Below are 14,265 nucleotides of genomic sequence, written 5' to 3'. Positions count from 1 at the left end.
TAAATAGAAGGATAAGATTATGACTAATATGACCCGTCGCGGATTTCTAAAAGGCACTGGTATGGCGGCTGGTGCAATGGCATTCACTTCATTTGCACCTATGTCTGTTGCGTCTTCAAACCAGCGTGGCAAGGGCATTTTGACAGCAGGCCGCATGGGCCCAATGTTATGTGAAGTGAAAGATGGTAAGTTGGTTTCGACTACCAATGCTCTTCCACAAACTGTACCAAACAGCCTACAAAGCACCGGTCCTGACCAAGTGCACACTAAAGCGCGTGTTAAGTACCCAATGGTTCGCAAAGGTTACTTGGCAAACCCATCAGCTCCCGAAGGAGTTCGTGGCAGCGATGAATTTGTACGGGTGTCTTGGGATGAAGCTTACAAGCTGATCCACGAGCAGCACATGCGCATTCGTAAAGAATATGGCCCGGCTTCTGTGTTTGCTGGTTCTTACGGCTGGCGTTCAAGTGGCGTGCTGCACAAAGCACAAACCTTGCTGCAACGTTACATGAGCATGGCGGGCGGCTATTCAGGCCACTTGGGTGACTACTCAACGGGTGCTGCGCAGGTCATCATGCCGCACGTTGTGGGCTCTATCGAAGTGTACGAGCAACAAACTACGTACCCAGTGGTACTAGAGCACAGCGATGTGGTTGTGCTTTGGGGCTTAAACCCGATCAACACTCTAAAAATCGCGTGGAGCTCAACAGACTGTGCTGGTCTTGAGTTCTTCCATCAGTTGAAAAAATCAGGCAAGACGGTTATCGCTATTGACCCTATTCGTTCTGAAACCATCGAGTTCTTTGGTGAGAATGCGGAGTGGATTGCTCCTCACCCAATGACCGACGTGGCAATGATGATGGGCATCGCACACACCTTAGTGAAACAAGGTAAGCACGATAAAGCCTTCCTCGATAAATACACCGCAGGTTACGACAAGTTTGAAGCGTACCTGATGGGCGAAGAAGACGGCGTAGAAAAATCAGCAGAATGGGCATCACAAATCTGTGGCGTACCTGCGAAGCAACTTGAGCTACTGGCTGACATCTTCAGTAAAAACCGCACCATGCTGATGGCTGGTTGGGGCATGCAGCGCCAACAATACGGTGAGCAGCGTCACTGGATGCTGGTTACACTGGCAACAATGTTGGGTCAAATCGGTTTACCGGGCGGTGGTTTTGGTTTCTCTTACCACTACTCAAACGGTGGTAACCCTGCTCGTGATGCTGGCGTACTTCCTGCGATTTCGGCATCGCTGGGTGGCGGCTCTTCTGCGGGGAACGACTGGGCGGTGTCTGGCGCGGTGCAAAGCTTCCCTGTGGCGCGTATTGTCGAGGCGTTGGAAAACCCAGGTCAATCCTACCATCATAACGGTCATGAACTGACGTTCCCGGACATCAAGATGATTTGGTGGGCAGGTGGTGCGAACTTTACTCACCACCAAGACACCAACCGTCTGGCCAAAGCGTGGCAAAAGCCTGAGCTGATCGTGATTTCAGAGCCTTACTGGACGGCGGCTGCGAAGCACGCGGACATTGTTCTGCCAATCACCACATCGTTCGAGCGTAACGACTTAACGATGACGGGTGACTACAGTAACCAACACTTGGTGCCAATGAAGCAAGTGGTTGAGCCGCAAGGTGAAGCGCGTAATGACTTCGATGTATTCGCGGACATGGCAGAGATGCTAGCTCCGGGTGGCCGTGACGTATACACCGAAGGCAAAACCGAAATGGAATGGCTGTACGGCTTTTACAAGGCGGCGCAACAAGGTGGCCGTGGCTCTCGCGTAGCAATGCCGAACTTCAGCAAGTTCTGGGAAGATAACCAACTGATCGAGATGAAGTGGAACGAGAAGAACGCACAGTTTGTTCGTTACGCAGATTTCCGTGAAGACCCGATCATGAATCCACTCGGTACACCAAGTGGTAAGATCGAAATCTTCTCGAAAACCATTGAAGGCTATCAGTTGGAAGACTGTCCTCCACATCCAACGTGGATGGCACCAACCGAGTACACGGGTACTGCGAAAGATGGCGAGTTGCAGCTAATGACCGCGCACGCAGCGCATCGTCTACACAGCCAATTCAACTACGCGAAGATTCGCGAAGAGTACGCAATTGCAAACCGTGAACCTATTTGGATTCACCCTGAAGATGCGAAAGCGCGTGGTATTAAAACGGGCGATCTAGTTCGTGCGTTTAACAACCGTGGCCAAGTATTGGTTGGTGCAGAAGTGACTGACCGAATCAAGCAAGGTTCAGTGTGTATTCATGAAGGCGGTTGGCCGGATTTGGATCCTAAAACCGGCATTTGTAAGAACGGCGGTTGTAACGTGTTAACGTTGGATATTCCGACCTCTCGACTTGCAAACGGCTGTGCGGCGAACTCGGCACTGGTTCGTATTGAAAAATACACTGGCCCAGAATTAGAACTAACAGCGTTTGAACCACCAAGAAATGGCTAGAAAAAAGTAGCGATTGAAAGCAAGAAGCCAGCGAATCGCTGGCTTCTTTTTATCTAGTCATCGTTCACATTAGCGCGAAGCGAGAGAAACAAACGGCATCTGTTTCTTAATCTGAAATGTCGGGAGTAAAGTAAATACAATCGCGACAAACAAGACCGAGCCTATTAAATCTTCAGGGCGATGCATGCCCAGCCATAAGCGGGTATATGCGACGCTCATTCCCCACATCCACAATGACAGTGCAGAGATATAGCACTTGTTCTGTAAGAACAAACCACCAAAGAAAGCCAAACAAATCGAAACGAAAATCGTATGGCCGGATGGGAAAGAATAGTCTTTCTCGCCTTGCCAATGGCGCGTTCGCCAATCACTGACGTGTTCAGAAATCTGGTTAATTACGTTGGCTTGCTGCTTTGTATCCAACTGATAAAACGCTTCTGGGTGCTCAATCAATTGCTCTTCAGCAAGCAGTTCGGCGTAGGGACGCGGGCTTTCTGTCATCAGTTTTAGCCCCGTTTTGCTGGCAAAACCAATCACCAGTAACAACCCTAACATTGAGAGTTTTTGTATCCACTCAATGCGACTTGGTTTAAAGCGAAATAAAGAAAGCAGTAGCAGTGTTAACGTAATTAAAAAACCTTTGCTACCAGCAGAATCTGTGAGCAAAGTAAAAGTAATACCCAGACTTTCAGGCACCTGTGAAGTGAGATTGTGATAAGAGCCAAACAGCGACATTGAGATGATGCCAAGAACAGACAAGGCGAGCATCATCAATCCATATTTTTTGGTTTTCATTGAGAGCGTTTTGTTTTTATTGAGGGTTATTCAACCACGTGAAAATAAGGGGCTTATCTTACGTTATCTGGCGTGAAAAACTTATCAACGCTTTGTCAATTTGACGAGAGAATGAAGGTTGAGTGATGAATTGATGATATTTATCCGGAAGGTAAAGGCGCTCATCCTTAAGCGCTGGGGTCTTAATCCATCAGAGAAAGTAAGTATTCTGCTGCTTTGGTTGGGTTTTCTGCATGACAAATGGCAGAAACCAAAGCCAAACCATGTACACCTGTCGCACTCAGGGCAGGAATGTTGGTTTCGTTAATGCCGCCAATGGCAACAATCGGCAGTGAAGTCGTCTCTAACGCCATCTTCAAACCATCAATACCCCAGTGTTTTTTGGTGTTGGTTTTGGTCGGCGTCGCGAAGATGGCACTCAAGCCGATGTAATCAATGGGCAGAGAATCCGCCTCTGCCAGCTGATCTTCAGTCTCAATCGATAAGCCGAGGATCTTGTTTGGGCCAATCAATTGACGAGCGATCTCTGCTGGCATGTCTGACTGCCCGAGGTGAACACCATCGGCATCGACGGCAAGGGCAACATCAACACGATCATTGATGATTAGCGGGACGCCAGTACCTTCAAGGATAGTCTTTACGGCTTGAGCTCGTTCGATAAACGCACGCACATCGCCGTGTTTTTCGCGGACTTGTACCATGGTCACGCCACCTTCCACGGCTTTTTTCACAACACGCTTTAGTGTGGCTAAATCTTGTTGGTCATCGGTGACCAAATATAAACGATAGGCGTTCATTGGGTTTCCTTTAAGCCTCTCATTGAAAGAGGATTGAGAGGCTAGTGTTAAAAGAGATAAAAGCTTATTGCACGTGCAGTTTGAGGCGCTTCGCCAATGTTTCTTCATCCAACTGGTAAAGCTCATCCAACAGGTTCATTTGCAGGCTACCTGGACCACGAGCTTGTTCCGCTGCAATCTCGCCAACAACACCCAGTACCGCTGCTGCTGCGAGACCAGTGTCATCACCAACGGCAGCAAAAGCGCCCGTTAGTGCCGTGAGCGTACAGCCCATTCCGGTTACGTATGGCATCATCTCGTGACCATTGTTCAGTTGCACGGTTTGCCCTTTCGTGACGATGTAATCGGTCTCGCCAGAAATCACCACGCTTGCATCATACTCTGTGACTAAGAAGTTGGCTGCACCAAGTGCTGTGTCGCTGCTGTCTAACGCATCGACGCCTTTGCTTTGTGCTTGCTCGCCAGCGAGTGCAATGATTTCTGAGGCGTTACCTCGGATGATGAGTTTGTCTGCAAGGCGTGCGATTTCACGTGATGTCTCTGTACGTAGTGAGCTTGCTCCGCAACCGACTGGGTCGAGTATAACGATTTTACCATTGGCATTGGCTTGCTCTACGGCATAGCTCATACGAGGTGTCCAAACGCTGTCTAAGGTACCAATGTTGATAACCAGTGAGCCCGCGAACGACATCATCTCTGCCATTTCCTGCTTGGAGTGCGCCATGATTGGAGAAGCGCCGATAGCCAATAGCGCGTTTGCCGTGTTGTTCATCACCACGTAGTTAGTGATGTTGACGACTAATGGCTTTTGCTGGCGTACTGCGGTTAATGCTTGGGTGATTTGTTCAATTAACATGAGACTCTCCGATTAATCTTGCTGAGCATTCAGACCTTGTTGCCAGAATGCTACTTCCATACGCGTTGCAGTTTTGAATACCTGAATCAGGTTTTGACCACGCTGGCTATTGATGTCGATTTCCGCCAATAACTGGTTAAAGTGTTCTGCACCTTTTGCGACACCAGATTGGAACTCCTCACCACCGTAGAGATTAATCCAACTTGCGTATGGGTTGCCTTCGATTACGGTCTTTTCATCTTCAATCAGCACCTTACCGATTACGGCATAACCGATGGAGCATGGCGCTAGTGCCGCGTATAGATCAACAAGATCGCCCGTCATGCCAGCATCTAATACGTAACGGGTGTAAGCCACAGTGCCGAAATCTTCTGGCTCGTTTTCTAAGTCGGATTCTGTCAGTCCCCATTGCTCACAGTAAGTCACGTGGTGGGCGATTTCAGAATCGAGCAATGCGTGTACGCTTGGTAGGGCACGGCGCATGTCATCCAAAGTACGTGCTTTGTAGATCGCTAATGCGTAAGCTCGTGCGTACTGCTTTAGGAAAAGAAAATCCTGCTTTAGGTAATGCAGAAAACAAGGCTGAGCCAGAGTGCCTTGCGCCAATTGCTGCACGAAAGCATGCTCAGTGTATTCTTGCCAATCTTGGCGGCAAGCGTCGATCAAATCTTGGTATTTCATTATGGGTATCTCGTTATCAAAAGACCCTAGGCTTTGAGCCTAAGGTCAGTAGAATTAGTCAAAGCTCGGTACGTAATCTTTCGCTTTTGGCAGTGTTTCGATGATTTTTTGTGAATACATGAATTCGGCATAATCATCGTAGCGTTTCAGATCTACTGCAGATGGACGAAGAGCGAAACGAGTTAGCGTGTCGTTCCAAGCGCGTTGGTTAAGTTCGTTGTTGAGGGTGTCTGGTGAATAAGCCACAAACTCTTTCCACGACTCTTTTGGATGGTTAACGATGTAAGTGGTCGCTTGCTCTAGTGCTTTATTGAATGCCTTGATGGCTTCTTTGTCGTAGGTTTTTGCATTGGCTACGAAGACCAACTCGTCATACGCTGGCACGCCGTGTTCTTCAGGGAAGAAGGCCTTAGCTTTATAACCTTCTAGTGCCAGTTGGTTGGTTTCGAAGTTACGTAGACCGCCCCAAATCGCATCCACCTTGCCAGACGCAAGAGACGAAGACAGCGCCCAACCTACGTTGATGATTTGTACGTCAGAAAACTTCACGTTCTCTTGAGCTAGCATGGTGCCGATTGTTGCTTCTTCGTTGCCTGCGATCGCAATACCGATCTTCTTGCCTTTTAAGTCGCCAAGGTTTTCATTCTTACCGTTGTCCAACACCATCAGCGTGTTGAGTGGCGTAGCAATCAAAGTCGCAGAGCGGATTAGTGGCAAACCAGCCGCGACATCGATAGTTAGGCTCGGTTGGTATGAAATCGCCATGTCGACTTTACCCGCCGCGACCAACTTAGGTGGTGTACTTGGATCTGCAGGCTCTTGAATGTTGACCTTCAAACCTTGTTCTTTGAAGTAACCGCGCTCTTTGGCAATCACGATAGGACCATGGTTTGGATTGACGAACCAATCCAACATCAGTGTCATCTCTTTTTCAGAGGCAAGCACGTTGGTTGATACCACTGAAGCGAGTAGAGCAGCAGCGCTCATAAGTTTGTTTTTATTCACGGGGTTCTTCCTTTTCTTTCCCAATTTCCTTTGGTTATTTTCGGCAATTACTTGCTTTCCCAAGGGATGGCTTTTTTCAATAATTTATCGGTGATGAAGTAGAGTGAGATAGACAGCACGGCGAGGATAAACAGCGCTGCAAACATCTCATCAATGATCATTCGAGCGTTAGCTTGGAGCATCAGATAACCCAAGCCTTCACTTGAACCTACCCACTCACCGACCACTGCTCCAATTGGCGCAATAACGACGGCAACACGAATACCTGAAGCTAAAGTTGGTAGTGCGGCTGGCAATTGAATATGACGAAGTAGCTGCCATTTCGACGCGCCCATGGTCTTGGCAAGATCGAGGTAACCTGTTGGTGTATTGCGCAAACCGTCATAACAACATGTCGTGACGGGGAAAAAGATGATGATCGCCGCCATGACAACTTTCGATGCAATGCCGTAACCAAGCCAAAGCATGAGCACTGGCGCGATGGCGAACACAGGGATCGCTTGGCTAGCAATCAGAATGGGCAGTAACCAACGCTTGAGCGGCTCGAACATCAGCATTTGCAATGCGAACAGCAAACCCATTGATAATCCAAGCGCCAAGCCAAGTAAAATCTCTTGCGCGGTAACCCAAGTATGTTTGAGCAGGACATCGTAACGAGTGACCAATCTATCCAGCACTTCAATTGGTGAAGGTAAGATGAAGCTTGGCATATCGAATATCACCACGACCAACTGCCACAATCCCAAGATCACCGCAGTGCTGATGACCAAGCGCAGAGCCGGATGTGTCACGCTTTCTTTTTTACCAATACGTGCCGAAACGGAGTTGTACTGAGTCATATCACTCATAGTCTTTCTCCAATTGGTCCAAAATCGCTTGTTGTAGCGCCGCGCATTCTCCATCGAGAACTCGTGGAGGCGTAGAACCCGGAACAACCAAGTGCTGAGCTTGCGCAGGTGAGCCTTGCAATACATAGAGTTGATGAGCTAATCGCACCGCTTCTTGTGGGTCGTGGGTAATCAGAACAACCGTCTTATCTTTCAATAATTCGGCAGACAAGGTTTGCAACTTATGGCGAGTAACCGCGTCCAGCGCAGAGAAGGGCTCATCCATCAGAACCAGAGGCTTGTCTTGCATCAGAGTACGAGCAAGGGCAACACGTTGTCTCATGCCGCCAGAGAGCTGAGCTGGCTTAGCATCCGCGTAATCGGCGAGTCCCACTTGGCTGAGTAAAGTCAGTGCACGTTGTCTATTTTGCTCTGGTGCTTGCTCTTGAGAAAATCGAGAACTGAGGCAGACGTTGTCTAACACATTCAACCACGGTAGCAATAAATCCTGTTGAGCCATGTAAGCGATACGGTCATGCAGTGCAGCGCCATCGGTTGTGATGAGTTCGCCATGCCAGTCAACTTGGTCATCCAGTAGGCCAGCTAAGTAACGCAATATTGTGGTTTTCCCGCAGCCACTTCGTCCGAGTAATACCGTCCATTTACCGACGGGAATGGTCATGTTCATTCCTGCTAAAGTCGGTGTTTGGCTATCTTTGTATCGCAGGCTAGCATCGGAAAGCTGAATGCCAATCGCGTTAGCGAACATAAGTATGACCCGCAAAAAAGTGGTTCACAGGGCCGTGACCTTTACCGACATCCAGTTCATCAGCGTGCGCGATAGCTTGGCTGATGTACTGCTTACCAAGGTGCACCGCTTTGTGCAGATTGTTGCCTTGTCCAAGATAAGATGCGATGGCAGAAGACAGCGTGCAGCCTGTGCCATGGGTGTTTTTGGTTGGAAATCGCTTGGCGCTAATTAACTCGGCACTGTCTTGCATGATAAGCAGATCGTTGCTGTTTTCATTTTCTTCAAGGTGACCGCCTTTGAGCAGAATAGCTTTGGCTCCAAGCGCACGAAGGTCGGTAATCATATCGTTCATTTCAGATTCTGACTGAGGCATTGGCTTACCCGTCAATGCTGCGCCTTCGGGTAGGTTAGGGGTAATGATGTCTGCGAGCGGAATCAATTCTTCTTTTAAAGTGCTGATTGCCGACTGTTCCAATAATAGATCGCCGCTAGTGGCCACCATTACAGGGTCAATCACGAGGTGTTTTGGCTGGTATTGTTTAATTTTGTCAGCAACGACTTTGATGATATTGGAATCTGCCAGCATGCCCACTTTGACTGCAACGATGTTGAGGTCGGTAAATACTGCATCAAGTTGGCTCTCTACATGGTCGAGAGGAATGGGGAAAATCGCAGAAACGCCTTGGGTATTTTGCGAAGTAATCGCCGTGATTACCGAGCAAGCAAAACTGCCGGTTGCGGACATCGCTTTGATGTCGGCTTGAATACCTGCACCGCCACCACTGTCTGAGCCCGCGATGGTCAATACGATAGGGGTAGGCAAGGCTGGCGTGTGATGTGAATGAGGTTGTGATTGCTGCGTCATGGTCGCTCCTACTACAAGACGTATAGGAACTGACTTTGACCGTTGCAGATAGATCGATTTTTCGATCGCTATCGCTTACCTAAGAGGGGCGACGAAAGGCAAAGTGTGCATAGTTCCCTACGTCAGTGCTAACTGAATCAGGTTCAACGGGTCTCGAATTTCGATCTCAGCCAACACTTGTCGTGTGGCCCCCCGACTATTTCGTTCGGATGATAGCAGGACCATTGCGGAAGGGATACGTTTTTTGAGCGTAATTATAATGAGTATTCAATTATGCGAGGTGAGTGATAAAGTAAGCACCTAAATGGTTTGCTGGGTGGAATTTACTAGTGCAACGCTCTGGTGAATGAGCAGAACCTGGAATATTTAATAAATAATCGTGGTCTCGTTAAGCAAGGATTAGCACAAAACAAGGTTAAAAAACTGTTAAAATTTAACGTGTTGCCAATTTAACTTTGTTGAACTTTTTCACAGTTAATTAGGAAGGCTAAGACGATCATCGAGCAAGGAGACTTCATGCTTAATTCTGTAACAGCGAAGTCAGTGATCGATCATGCTCTCTTTTTGGGGGCTGATTTCGCTGAACTATTCGTTGAACATCACCAAACCAACACTGTCCAGATCGCATCTGGTGAAGTGGATAAGGTTAACTCGGGTATCGATTTTGGTATCGGTATTCGTCTTTTTTTCGGTCATAAGGTGCTTTACGGTTACACCAACAGCACAGATGAAGCCGAACTAAAGCGCGTAACCTCGCTGCTTGCTGCAAAAGACAAGCGTGAGCAAATCGCGTCAGCGGGTTCTTTGAATTTGAACCGCTACCCAATCCAACATGGTTGCCGCATGCCGCTAAGTAAGGATGCTAACCTAGATTCAAAAATCGCGTTTCTATTGAAAGTTGACCAAGCCGCACGTGCTGAGAGTGAGCATATCAGCCAGTTTATTGGCAGCGTGCTTCAGCGCGAACAGCAAGTGTCTATCTTCAATTCAGAAGGTCTACACGTTGACGATACTCGTCACTACATCCGAGTTGCTGGTAATACTGTCGCTCAAAAAGGTAATGAGCAGTCTTCTGGTATGGAAGGTCCTGGTGCTCTTGCTGGCTGGGAGTTCAGTGAACAGCTTGATGCGAAAGAGCTAGGTCAAACTATCGCGCAACAAGCGTTGGTAAAACTTGGCGCTGATGCTTGTCCATCGGGTGAAATGCCAGTGGTAATTGGTAACGGCTTTGGCGGCGTTATCTTCCATGAAGCGTGTGGTCACTTGCTAGAAACCACTTCGGTTGCGAAGAAAGCTTCAGTATTCCACGACAAGATGGGCGAAATGGTTGCTCACACCGCGGTGAATGCAGTCGATGATGGCACCATGACCAACGAATGGGGCTCGATTCATGTTGATGACGAAGGCATGAAGACTCAGCGCACCCAATTGATCAAAGACGGTAAGCTAACCAGCTTTATGGTCGATAAAATGGGTTGCATGAAGACAGGTTACGAACCTACGGGTTCTGGTCGTCGTCAAAACTACAAGTTCGCACCAACCTCGCGTATGCGTAATACCTTTATCGAAGAAGGCGAGCATTCACTTGATGACATGCTGGCAGGCATCGAGCATGGTATCTATGCGAAGAAGATGGGAGGTGGCTCGGTTCAACCGGGTACGGGTGAGTTTAACTTTGCTGTTCGTGAAGCTTATCTCATTGAAAATGGCAAAATCACCAAGCCTCTGAAAACAGCAACGCTGATCAGCACGGGTCCAAAAGTGTTGAAAGAAATCAGCATGGTCGGCAAAGACATGGCACTTGCGCCGGGCATGTGTGGTTCCGTAAGTGGTTCAGTACCAACAACAGTCGGTCAGCCAACACTGAAAGTCGATAACATTCTGGTAGGAGGCGGTAACTAATGAGCCAAGAACAACAACTTCTTAATGCGGTTGATTACGTCCTATCAGAAGCAAAACGCCAAGGTGCAGAAGCGGACGTCATTGTAAACCGCAACAGCAGCTTTTCTCTGAAAGCGAACCAAGGAAAGCTGGATGAGTACAAAGTAAGCTCAAGTCAAGTGCTGGGTGTTCGAGTTATTAAAGATGCTCGTGTCGCGACAAGTTATTCTGAATCACTAGAGCAACCAAGTTTAGATTTGATGCTCACAAACGCGCTGCAAAGTGCTCGCTTTTCCAAGCAAGATGAACATCAAACCATCAGCTGCGTAAACAGCCAAATCACGACTGATGTTGCTGAGATTGTGCAAGAAGATACCACTTCTGTTGACGAAAAAATCGAACTGTCTCTCGCACTTGAGCAAGGCGTAGTGGCTCTGCCTCACGCTTCTAGCGCACCTTACAATGGTTACAGCGATGGCGAAACACAACTGATCATTGCCAATACTCAAGGCACATTGTGTCAACACTTCGAGCGCTCGTTCACTTGTTACGCGTATACCTTGTTTGAAAAAGACGGCAAACAGTCAATGGCGGGTAGAATGTCACTGGGTCGCCGTTTTGATGAGTTGAATCCAGCTTACTGTATAGAAGGTGGCTACAACCTTGCTCGTGATCTTCTGGAAGGCGCTCCGGTTGCGACAGGTAACTACCCTGCTATTTTCCACATCAATGCGCTAGCAAGTTTATTCGGTGCTTTCGGCAGTGCTTTCTCTGGCGTAAGCGCGATGAAAGGCATTACGCCACTGGGTGACAAGCTTGGTCAACGTGTTGCGAGTGATTTAATTACCTTTACTGATACGGCTTACATGCCAAATGGTATGGCAATCGCGAGTTTTGATAGTGAAGGCTTCGCTACTCAAGATAATGTCATGATTGCTAATGGTGAGTTGAAAACCTTGCTACACAACAGCCAGACCGCAAGTTACTTGGGCGCAGTCTCGACAGCAAGTGCCGCTCGCGGTGCAAAATCGAGCCTAGACGTATCAGCGAATCACAAAGTGATTGCGACGGGTAACAGCAGTGCGTCAGAAGTAAAAGCGGGTGAGTACCTAGAGTTAGTCGAACTTCAAGGTGTCCATTCTGGTGCGGATGCAGTGAGTGGTGATTTCTCATTTGGCGCGAGTGGTTTCTTGTGCCGTGATGGTAAGCGCATTCAACCAGTTCGTGGGATCACGGTAGCGGGTAACTTCTACAATATGCTGCAAGAAGTTGAGGCAGTAGGTGATACTCAGCTAATTAACGATAGCCGAACTTTCTTCTCGCCAGACGTTCGTTTTGCTCGTTTGAGCATTGGTGGTAAGTAAACTTAGCATTACTATAGAAACAAAAAGAGGACTCAATAGAGTCCTCTTTCATTATCTAGCAACGTGTGCGCGAATAACTAGAATTCGCGTATGTCCAACTCATTGTGGATCAATACTACACACTGAGAAGCGAAAAGCATCTTAGGACCTAAGCTGATCTTCTCTGTGCCAAGGCGCTTTAAGCTGTTAAAAGACTTTTTCGGCATCGGTATATGGTCAGTTAGCAAGAAACATGGATTTTCACCAATTTCTGCATCACGAACAAATTCGCCTTTCTTATCCAGCATATATAGTTGGTGATCTTCTGCCAGTTCTTGTACTAGGCGTTCAAAGCTCACTGTACGAACGGTAATACCAGGTTCGACTTCACGAAGTTGCTCTTTACCCATACCAACCGAAGCATCCAAAGCGCGAGCCACTGCTGCAATCAAGGTTGACTCATGGAAGCCGCCAATGTTGGTGATGTCGTTGGAGCGAATAGTAATGGTGCGTGAGAAATCTTTTGTGCTTTCTAAAACCAAGTGAACAACCACATCTTCACGGTGTGATTGAGCAACGAACATCGTGTTCATCATGGTATGAGCAAGAATCTCTGTATGCGCTTCATTACCAACACCTTCTAACAGTGCTTTGCTGGTGGTTGGCGCCGCGCGAGCTCGTAAAACAAAAGAGCGCATGAATTTAGCCTCTATATAGGAAGAGTGAATGCGCGGAAGTATATACCCAAGCAGGGAAGGGATGCGAGTTTAATAGCAAATGTGAACTTACTTACAAAGCTTCGATTGTGGAGCTGGGTGTGCTGGCTAGAATAGGAGGCAACCCTGTTAGGAGTGGTATATGGAAATCAAACAGATAAATAAAGACATTTATAAAAAGAAAGTAAACCTTGTGATTGGCGGTTTTGTTGCGTTGCTCGCCATCTCCTCTCTTGCCTTTAGTACCTTGTTGATTGTTTTGTTTGGCAACACTGAAGTCGTACCAGAACAATCAACGGGCAATTTCCATTGGAATTTGATTGGTGTCGTTCTCGCAGTTGCAACTTCCCTCTCTTTATTGAATCAAATTAAAACTCGACCATACATGGAAGAAGTGCTGTACGTTTGGAAACTCAAGCAGCTGCACAACAAGATCTTTCGTAAACTAAAAAGCATTAAAGCAGCCGCGAACAATGGCGATGTAAAAGCGCTGACGATCCTTAAGTTCTACTATACGACTCAAAGTCAGGTGTTTGAGCTAGACAACAACACACTGACGATGAGCAGTGTAAATAAAGAATTGGAGGCTATCGAGCAAATCGAAGCGGCGCAATCAATGAGTCTCGATATCACAGGCTTTGAAGAGTCTTGGCTAGACACATATTGATTGCCTATTTGCTACTTGAAGTTAACAACTGAGTGCTAAAAATAAGCGTTTGAGTGATATTTAATCATTCGACGCTTTTTTTTGATTTTTTTTCTGAAAAGGGGTTGCCAAGAAAAATCATCTCCCTATAATGCGCCTCCGTTGTCAGGGCAAAGCGGAAACGCAAAAGCGGTTGGCAAGAAGGCGAAAGAAAACTTCTAAAAATTAATTTAAAAAAGTGTTTGACACTGAAAATTAATTCCTTAGAATACGCCTCCGCTTCGATAGCAAAGCTTACGAAGCAAGCTCTTTAACAATATAGACCTATCAATCTGTGTGGGCACTCGTTGATGATAATCCAATTAGATATTTCTTTCTTAACGGAAAGCGGTATCAAATTAGGTTTCAATGAAACGAAGTGACCAATCAAGTCTTCGGACTTGGCACAGTCAATTCATTATCGTTCTGTTGGAACGATAATAGCTTTAAAATTACATTAGTAGTTTTGAAGTCAGTATTCATTGAGCCTCTCCCTATTTATTTAGGGAATCAAAAACTTTAAATTGAAGAGTTTGATCATGGCTCAGATTGAACGCTGGCGGCAGGCCTAACACATGCAAGTCGAGCGGAAACGA

Annotated in this window: 12 protein-coding genes, 1 rRNA gene, 1 pseudogene and 1 riboswitch; of the genes and pseudogenes, 5 read left to right on the top strand and 9 right to left on the bottom strand. The window is 47.2% G+C overall.

The features are described from left to right. The first annotated feature begins 19 nt into the window (after positions 1 to 19). Positions 20 to 2,467 (top strand): trimethylamine-N-oxide reductase 2, encoded by a 2,448-nt coding sequence (locus R7P64_RS00070; RefSeq protein WP_213897424.1) that lies wholly within the window; start codon positions 20 to 22, stop codon positions 2,465 to 2,467. Between the two features lie 69 nt (positions 2,468 to 2,536). On the opposite strand, the gene R7P64_RS00065 is transcribed toward R7P64_RS00070, so the two are convergent. The 8 genes and pseudogenes from R7P64_RS00065 to thiD all read right to left on the bottom strand — a co-directional run bounded on the left by R7P64_RS00065 (position 2,537) and on the right by thiD (position 9,044). Beyond that, positions 2,537 to 3,262 carry a phosphatase PAP2 family protein gene (locus R7P64_RS00065; RefSeq protein ID WP_318118573.1) on the bottom strand — a complete coding sequence of 242 codons (726 nt, stop codon included), beginning with the start codon at positions 3,260 to 3,262 and terminating at the stop codon, positions 2,537 to 2,539. Positions 3,263 to 3,444: 182 nt separating this feature from the next. After that, positions 3,445 to 4,059, bottom strand: a complete 615-nt coding sequence (thiE, locus tag R7P64_RS00060) for a thiamine phosphate synthase (RefSeq protein ID WP_238970620.1) — start codon at positions 4,057 to 4,059, stop codon at positions 3,445 to 3,447. 64 nt (positions 4,060 to 4,123) lie between these two features. Continuing rightward, positions 4,124 to 4,915: a hydroxyethylthiazole kinase gene (gene thiM, locus R7P64_RS00055; protein WP_009697282.1), complete on the bottom strand. Its 792-nt coding sequence runs from the start codon at positions 4,913 to 4,915 to the stop codon at positions 4,124 to 4,126. A gap of 12 nt (positions 4,916 to 4,927) precedes the next feature. Continuing rightward, entirely contained in the window at positions 4,928 to 5,596 is a 669-nt protein-coding gene (gene tenA / locus R7P64_RS00050; protein WP_005374294.1) for a thiaminase II, read from the bottom strand. A gap of 54 nt (positions 5,597 to 5,650) precedes the next feature. Further along, positions 5,651 to 6,601, bottom strand: a complete 951-nt coding sequence (locus tag R7P64_RS00045; protein WP_155486333.1) for an ABC transporter substrate-binding protein — start codon at positions 6,599 to 6,601, stop codon at positions 5,651 to 5,653. Between the two features lie 47 nt (positions 6,602 to 6,648). Further along, a pseudogene (locus R7P64_RS00040) lies at positions 6,649 to 7,383 on the bottom strand (ABC transporter permease); the annotation flags it as partial. 58 nt (positions 7,384 to 7,441) lie between these two features. Further along, complete coding sequence (locus R7P64_RS00035; RefSeq protein ID WP_054578543.1) at positions 7,442 to 8,197, bottom strand: ABC transporter ATP-binding protein; 756 nt, start codon at positions 8,195 to 8,197, stop codon at positions 7,442 to 7,444. Beyond that, positions 8,187 to 9,044: a bifunctional hydroxymethylpyrimidine kinase/phosphomethylpyrimidine kinase gene (thiD, locus tag R7P64_RS00030; protein ID WP_005383329.1), complete on the bottom strand. Its 858-nt coding sequence runs from the start codon at positions 9,042 to 9,044 to the stop codon at positions 8,187 to 8,189. The genes R7P64_RS00035 and thiD overlap by 11 nt, the downstream gene beginning before the upstream one ends. A gap of 97 nt (positions 9,045 to 9,141) precedes the next feature. After that, positions 9,142 to 9,249, bottom strand: a riboswitch (TPP riboswitch). Positions 9,250 to 9,560: 311 nt separating this feature from the next. Here thiD and R7P64_RS00025 point away from each other — a divergent pair. After that, a complete protein-coding gene (locus R7P64_RS00025; protein WP_318123004.1) occupies positions 9,561 to 10,946 on the top strand; it encodes a TldD/PmbA family protein in 1,386 nt (461 codons plus the stop codon). Then, positions 10,946 to 12,289 carry a TldD/PmbA family protein gene (locus tag R7P64_RS00020; protein ID WP_054578541.1) on the top strand — a complete coding sequence of 448 codons (1,344 nt, stop codon included), beginning with the start codon at positions 10,946 to 10,948 and terminating at the stop codon, positions 12,287 to 12,289. The genes R7P64_RS00025 and R7P64_RS00020 overlap by 1 nt, the downstream gene beginning before the upstream one ends. A 77-nt stretch (positions 12,290 to 12,366) precedes the next feature. On the opposite strand, the gene trmY is transcribed toward R7P64_RS00020, so the two are convergent. Beyond that, positions 12,367 to 12,966, bottom strand: coding sequence for a tRNA (pseudouridine(54)-N(1))-methyltransferase TrmY (gene trmY / locus R7P64_RS00015; RefSeq protein ID WP_017634347.1), 600 nt, complete (start codon positions 12,964 to 12,966; stop codon positions 12,367 to 12,369). 160 nt (positions 12,967 to 13,126) lie between these two features. Here trmY and R7P64_RS00010 point away from each other — a divergent pair, with 160 nt between their 5' ends. Further along, a complete protein-coding gene (locus tag R7P64_RS00010) occupies positions 13,127 to 13,651 on the top strand; it encodes a DUF3087 domain-containing protein (RefSeq protein ID WP_033907183.1) in 525 nt (174 codons plus the stop codon). Between the two features lie 539 nt (positions 13,652 to 14,190). Beyond that, positions 14,191 to 14,265 (top strand): 16S ribosomal RNA (locus R7P64_RS00005); the annotation flags it as partial.

It is taken from the genome of Vibrio sp. 2304, from assembly GCF_033339475.1.
Classification (GTDB): domain Bacteria; phylum Pseudomonadota; class Gammaproteobacteria; order Enterobacterales; family Vibrionaceae; genus Vibrio; species Vibrio alginolyticus.
This window is presented reverse-complemented; position numbering and strand designations above follow the sequence as displayed.

Bases quoted from the DNA above. Each gene is read 5' to 3' on its own strand.
- R7P64_RS00070 (WP_213897424.1), top strand. From the start codon at position 20: ATGACTAATATGACCCGTCGCGGATTTCTAAAAGGCACTGGTATGGCG.
- R7P64_RS00025 (WP_318123004.1), top strand. From the start codon at position 9,561: ATGCTTAATTCTGTAACAGCGAAGTCAGTGATCGATCATGCTCTCTTT.
- thiD (WP_005383329.1), bottom strand. From the start codon at position 9,044: ATGACGCAGCAATCACAACCTCATTCACATCACACGCCAGCCTTGCCT.
- R7P64_RS00035 (WP_054578543.1), bottom strand. From the start codon at position 8,197: ATGTTCGCTAACGCGATTGGCATTCAGCTTTCCGATGCTAGCCTGCGA.
- R7P64_RS00010 (WP_033907183.1), top strand. From the start codon at position 13,127: ATGGAAATCAAACAGATAAATAAAGACATTTATAAAAAGAAAGTAAAC.
- thiM (WP_009697282.1), bottom strand. From the start codon at position 4,915: ATGTTAATTGAACAAATCACCCAAGCATTAACCGCAGTACGCCAGCAA.
- thiE (WP_238970620.1), bottom strand. From the start codon at position 4,059: ATGAACGCCTATCGTTTATATTTGGTCACCGATGACCAACAAGATTTA.
- tenA (WP_005374294.1), bottom strand. From the start codon at position 5,596: ATGAAATACCAAGATTTGATCGACGCTTGCCGCCAAGATTGGCAAGAA.
- R7P64_RS00020 (WP_054578541.1), top strand. From the start codon at position 10,946: ATGAGCCAAGAACAACAACTTCTTAATGCGGTTGATTACGTCCTATCA.
- R7P64_RS00065 (WP_318118573.1), bottom strand. From the start codon at position 3,262: ATGAAAACCAAAAAATATGGATTGATGATGCTCGCCTTGTCTGTTCTT.
- trmY (WP_017634347.1), bottom strand. From the start codon at position 12,966: ATGCGCTCTTTTGTTTTACGAGCTCGCGCGGCGCCAACCACCAGCAAA.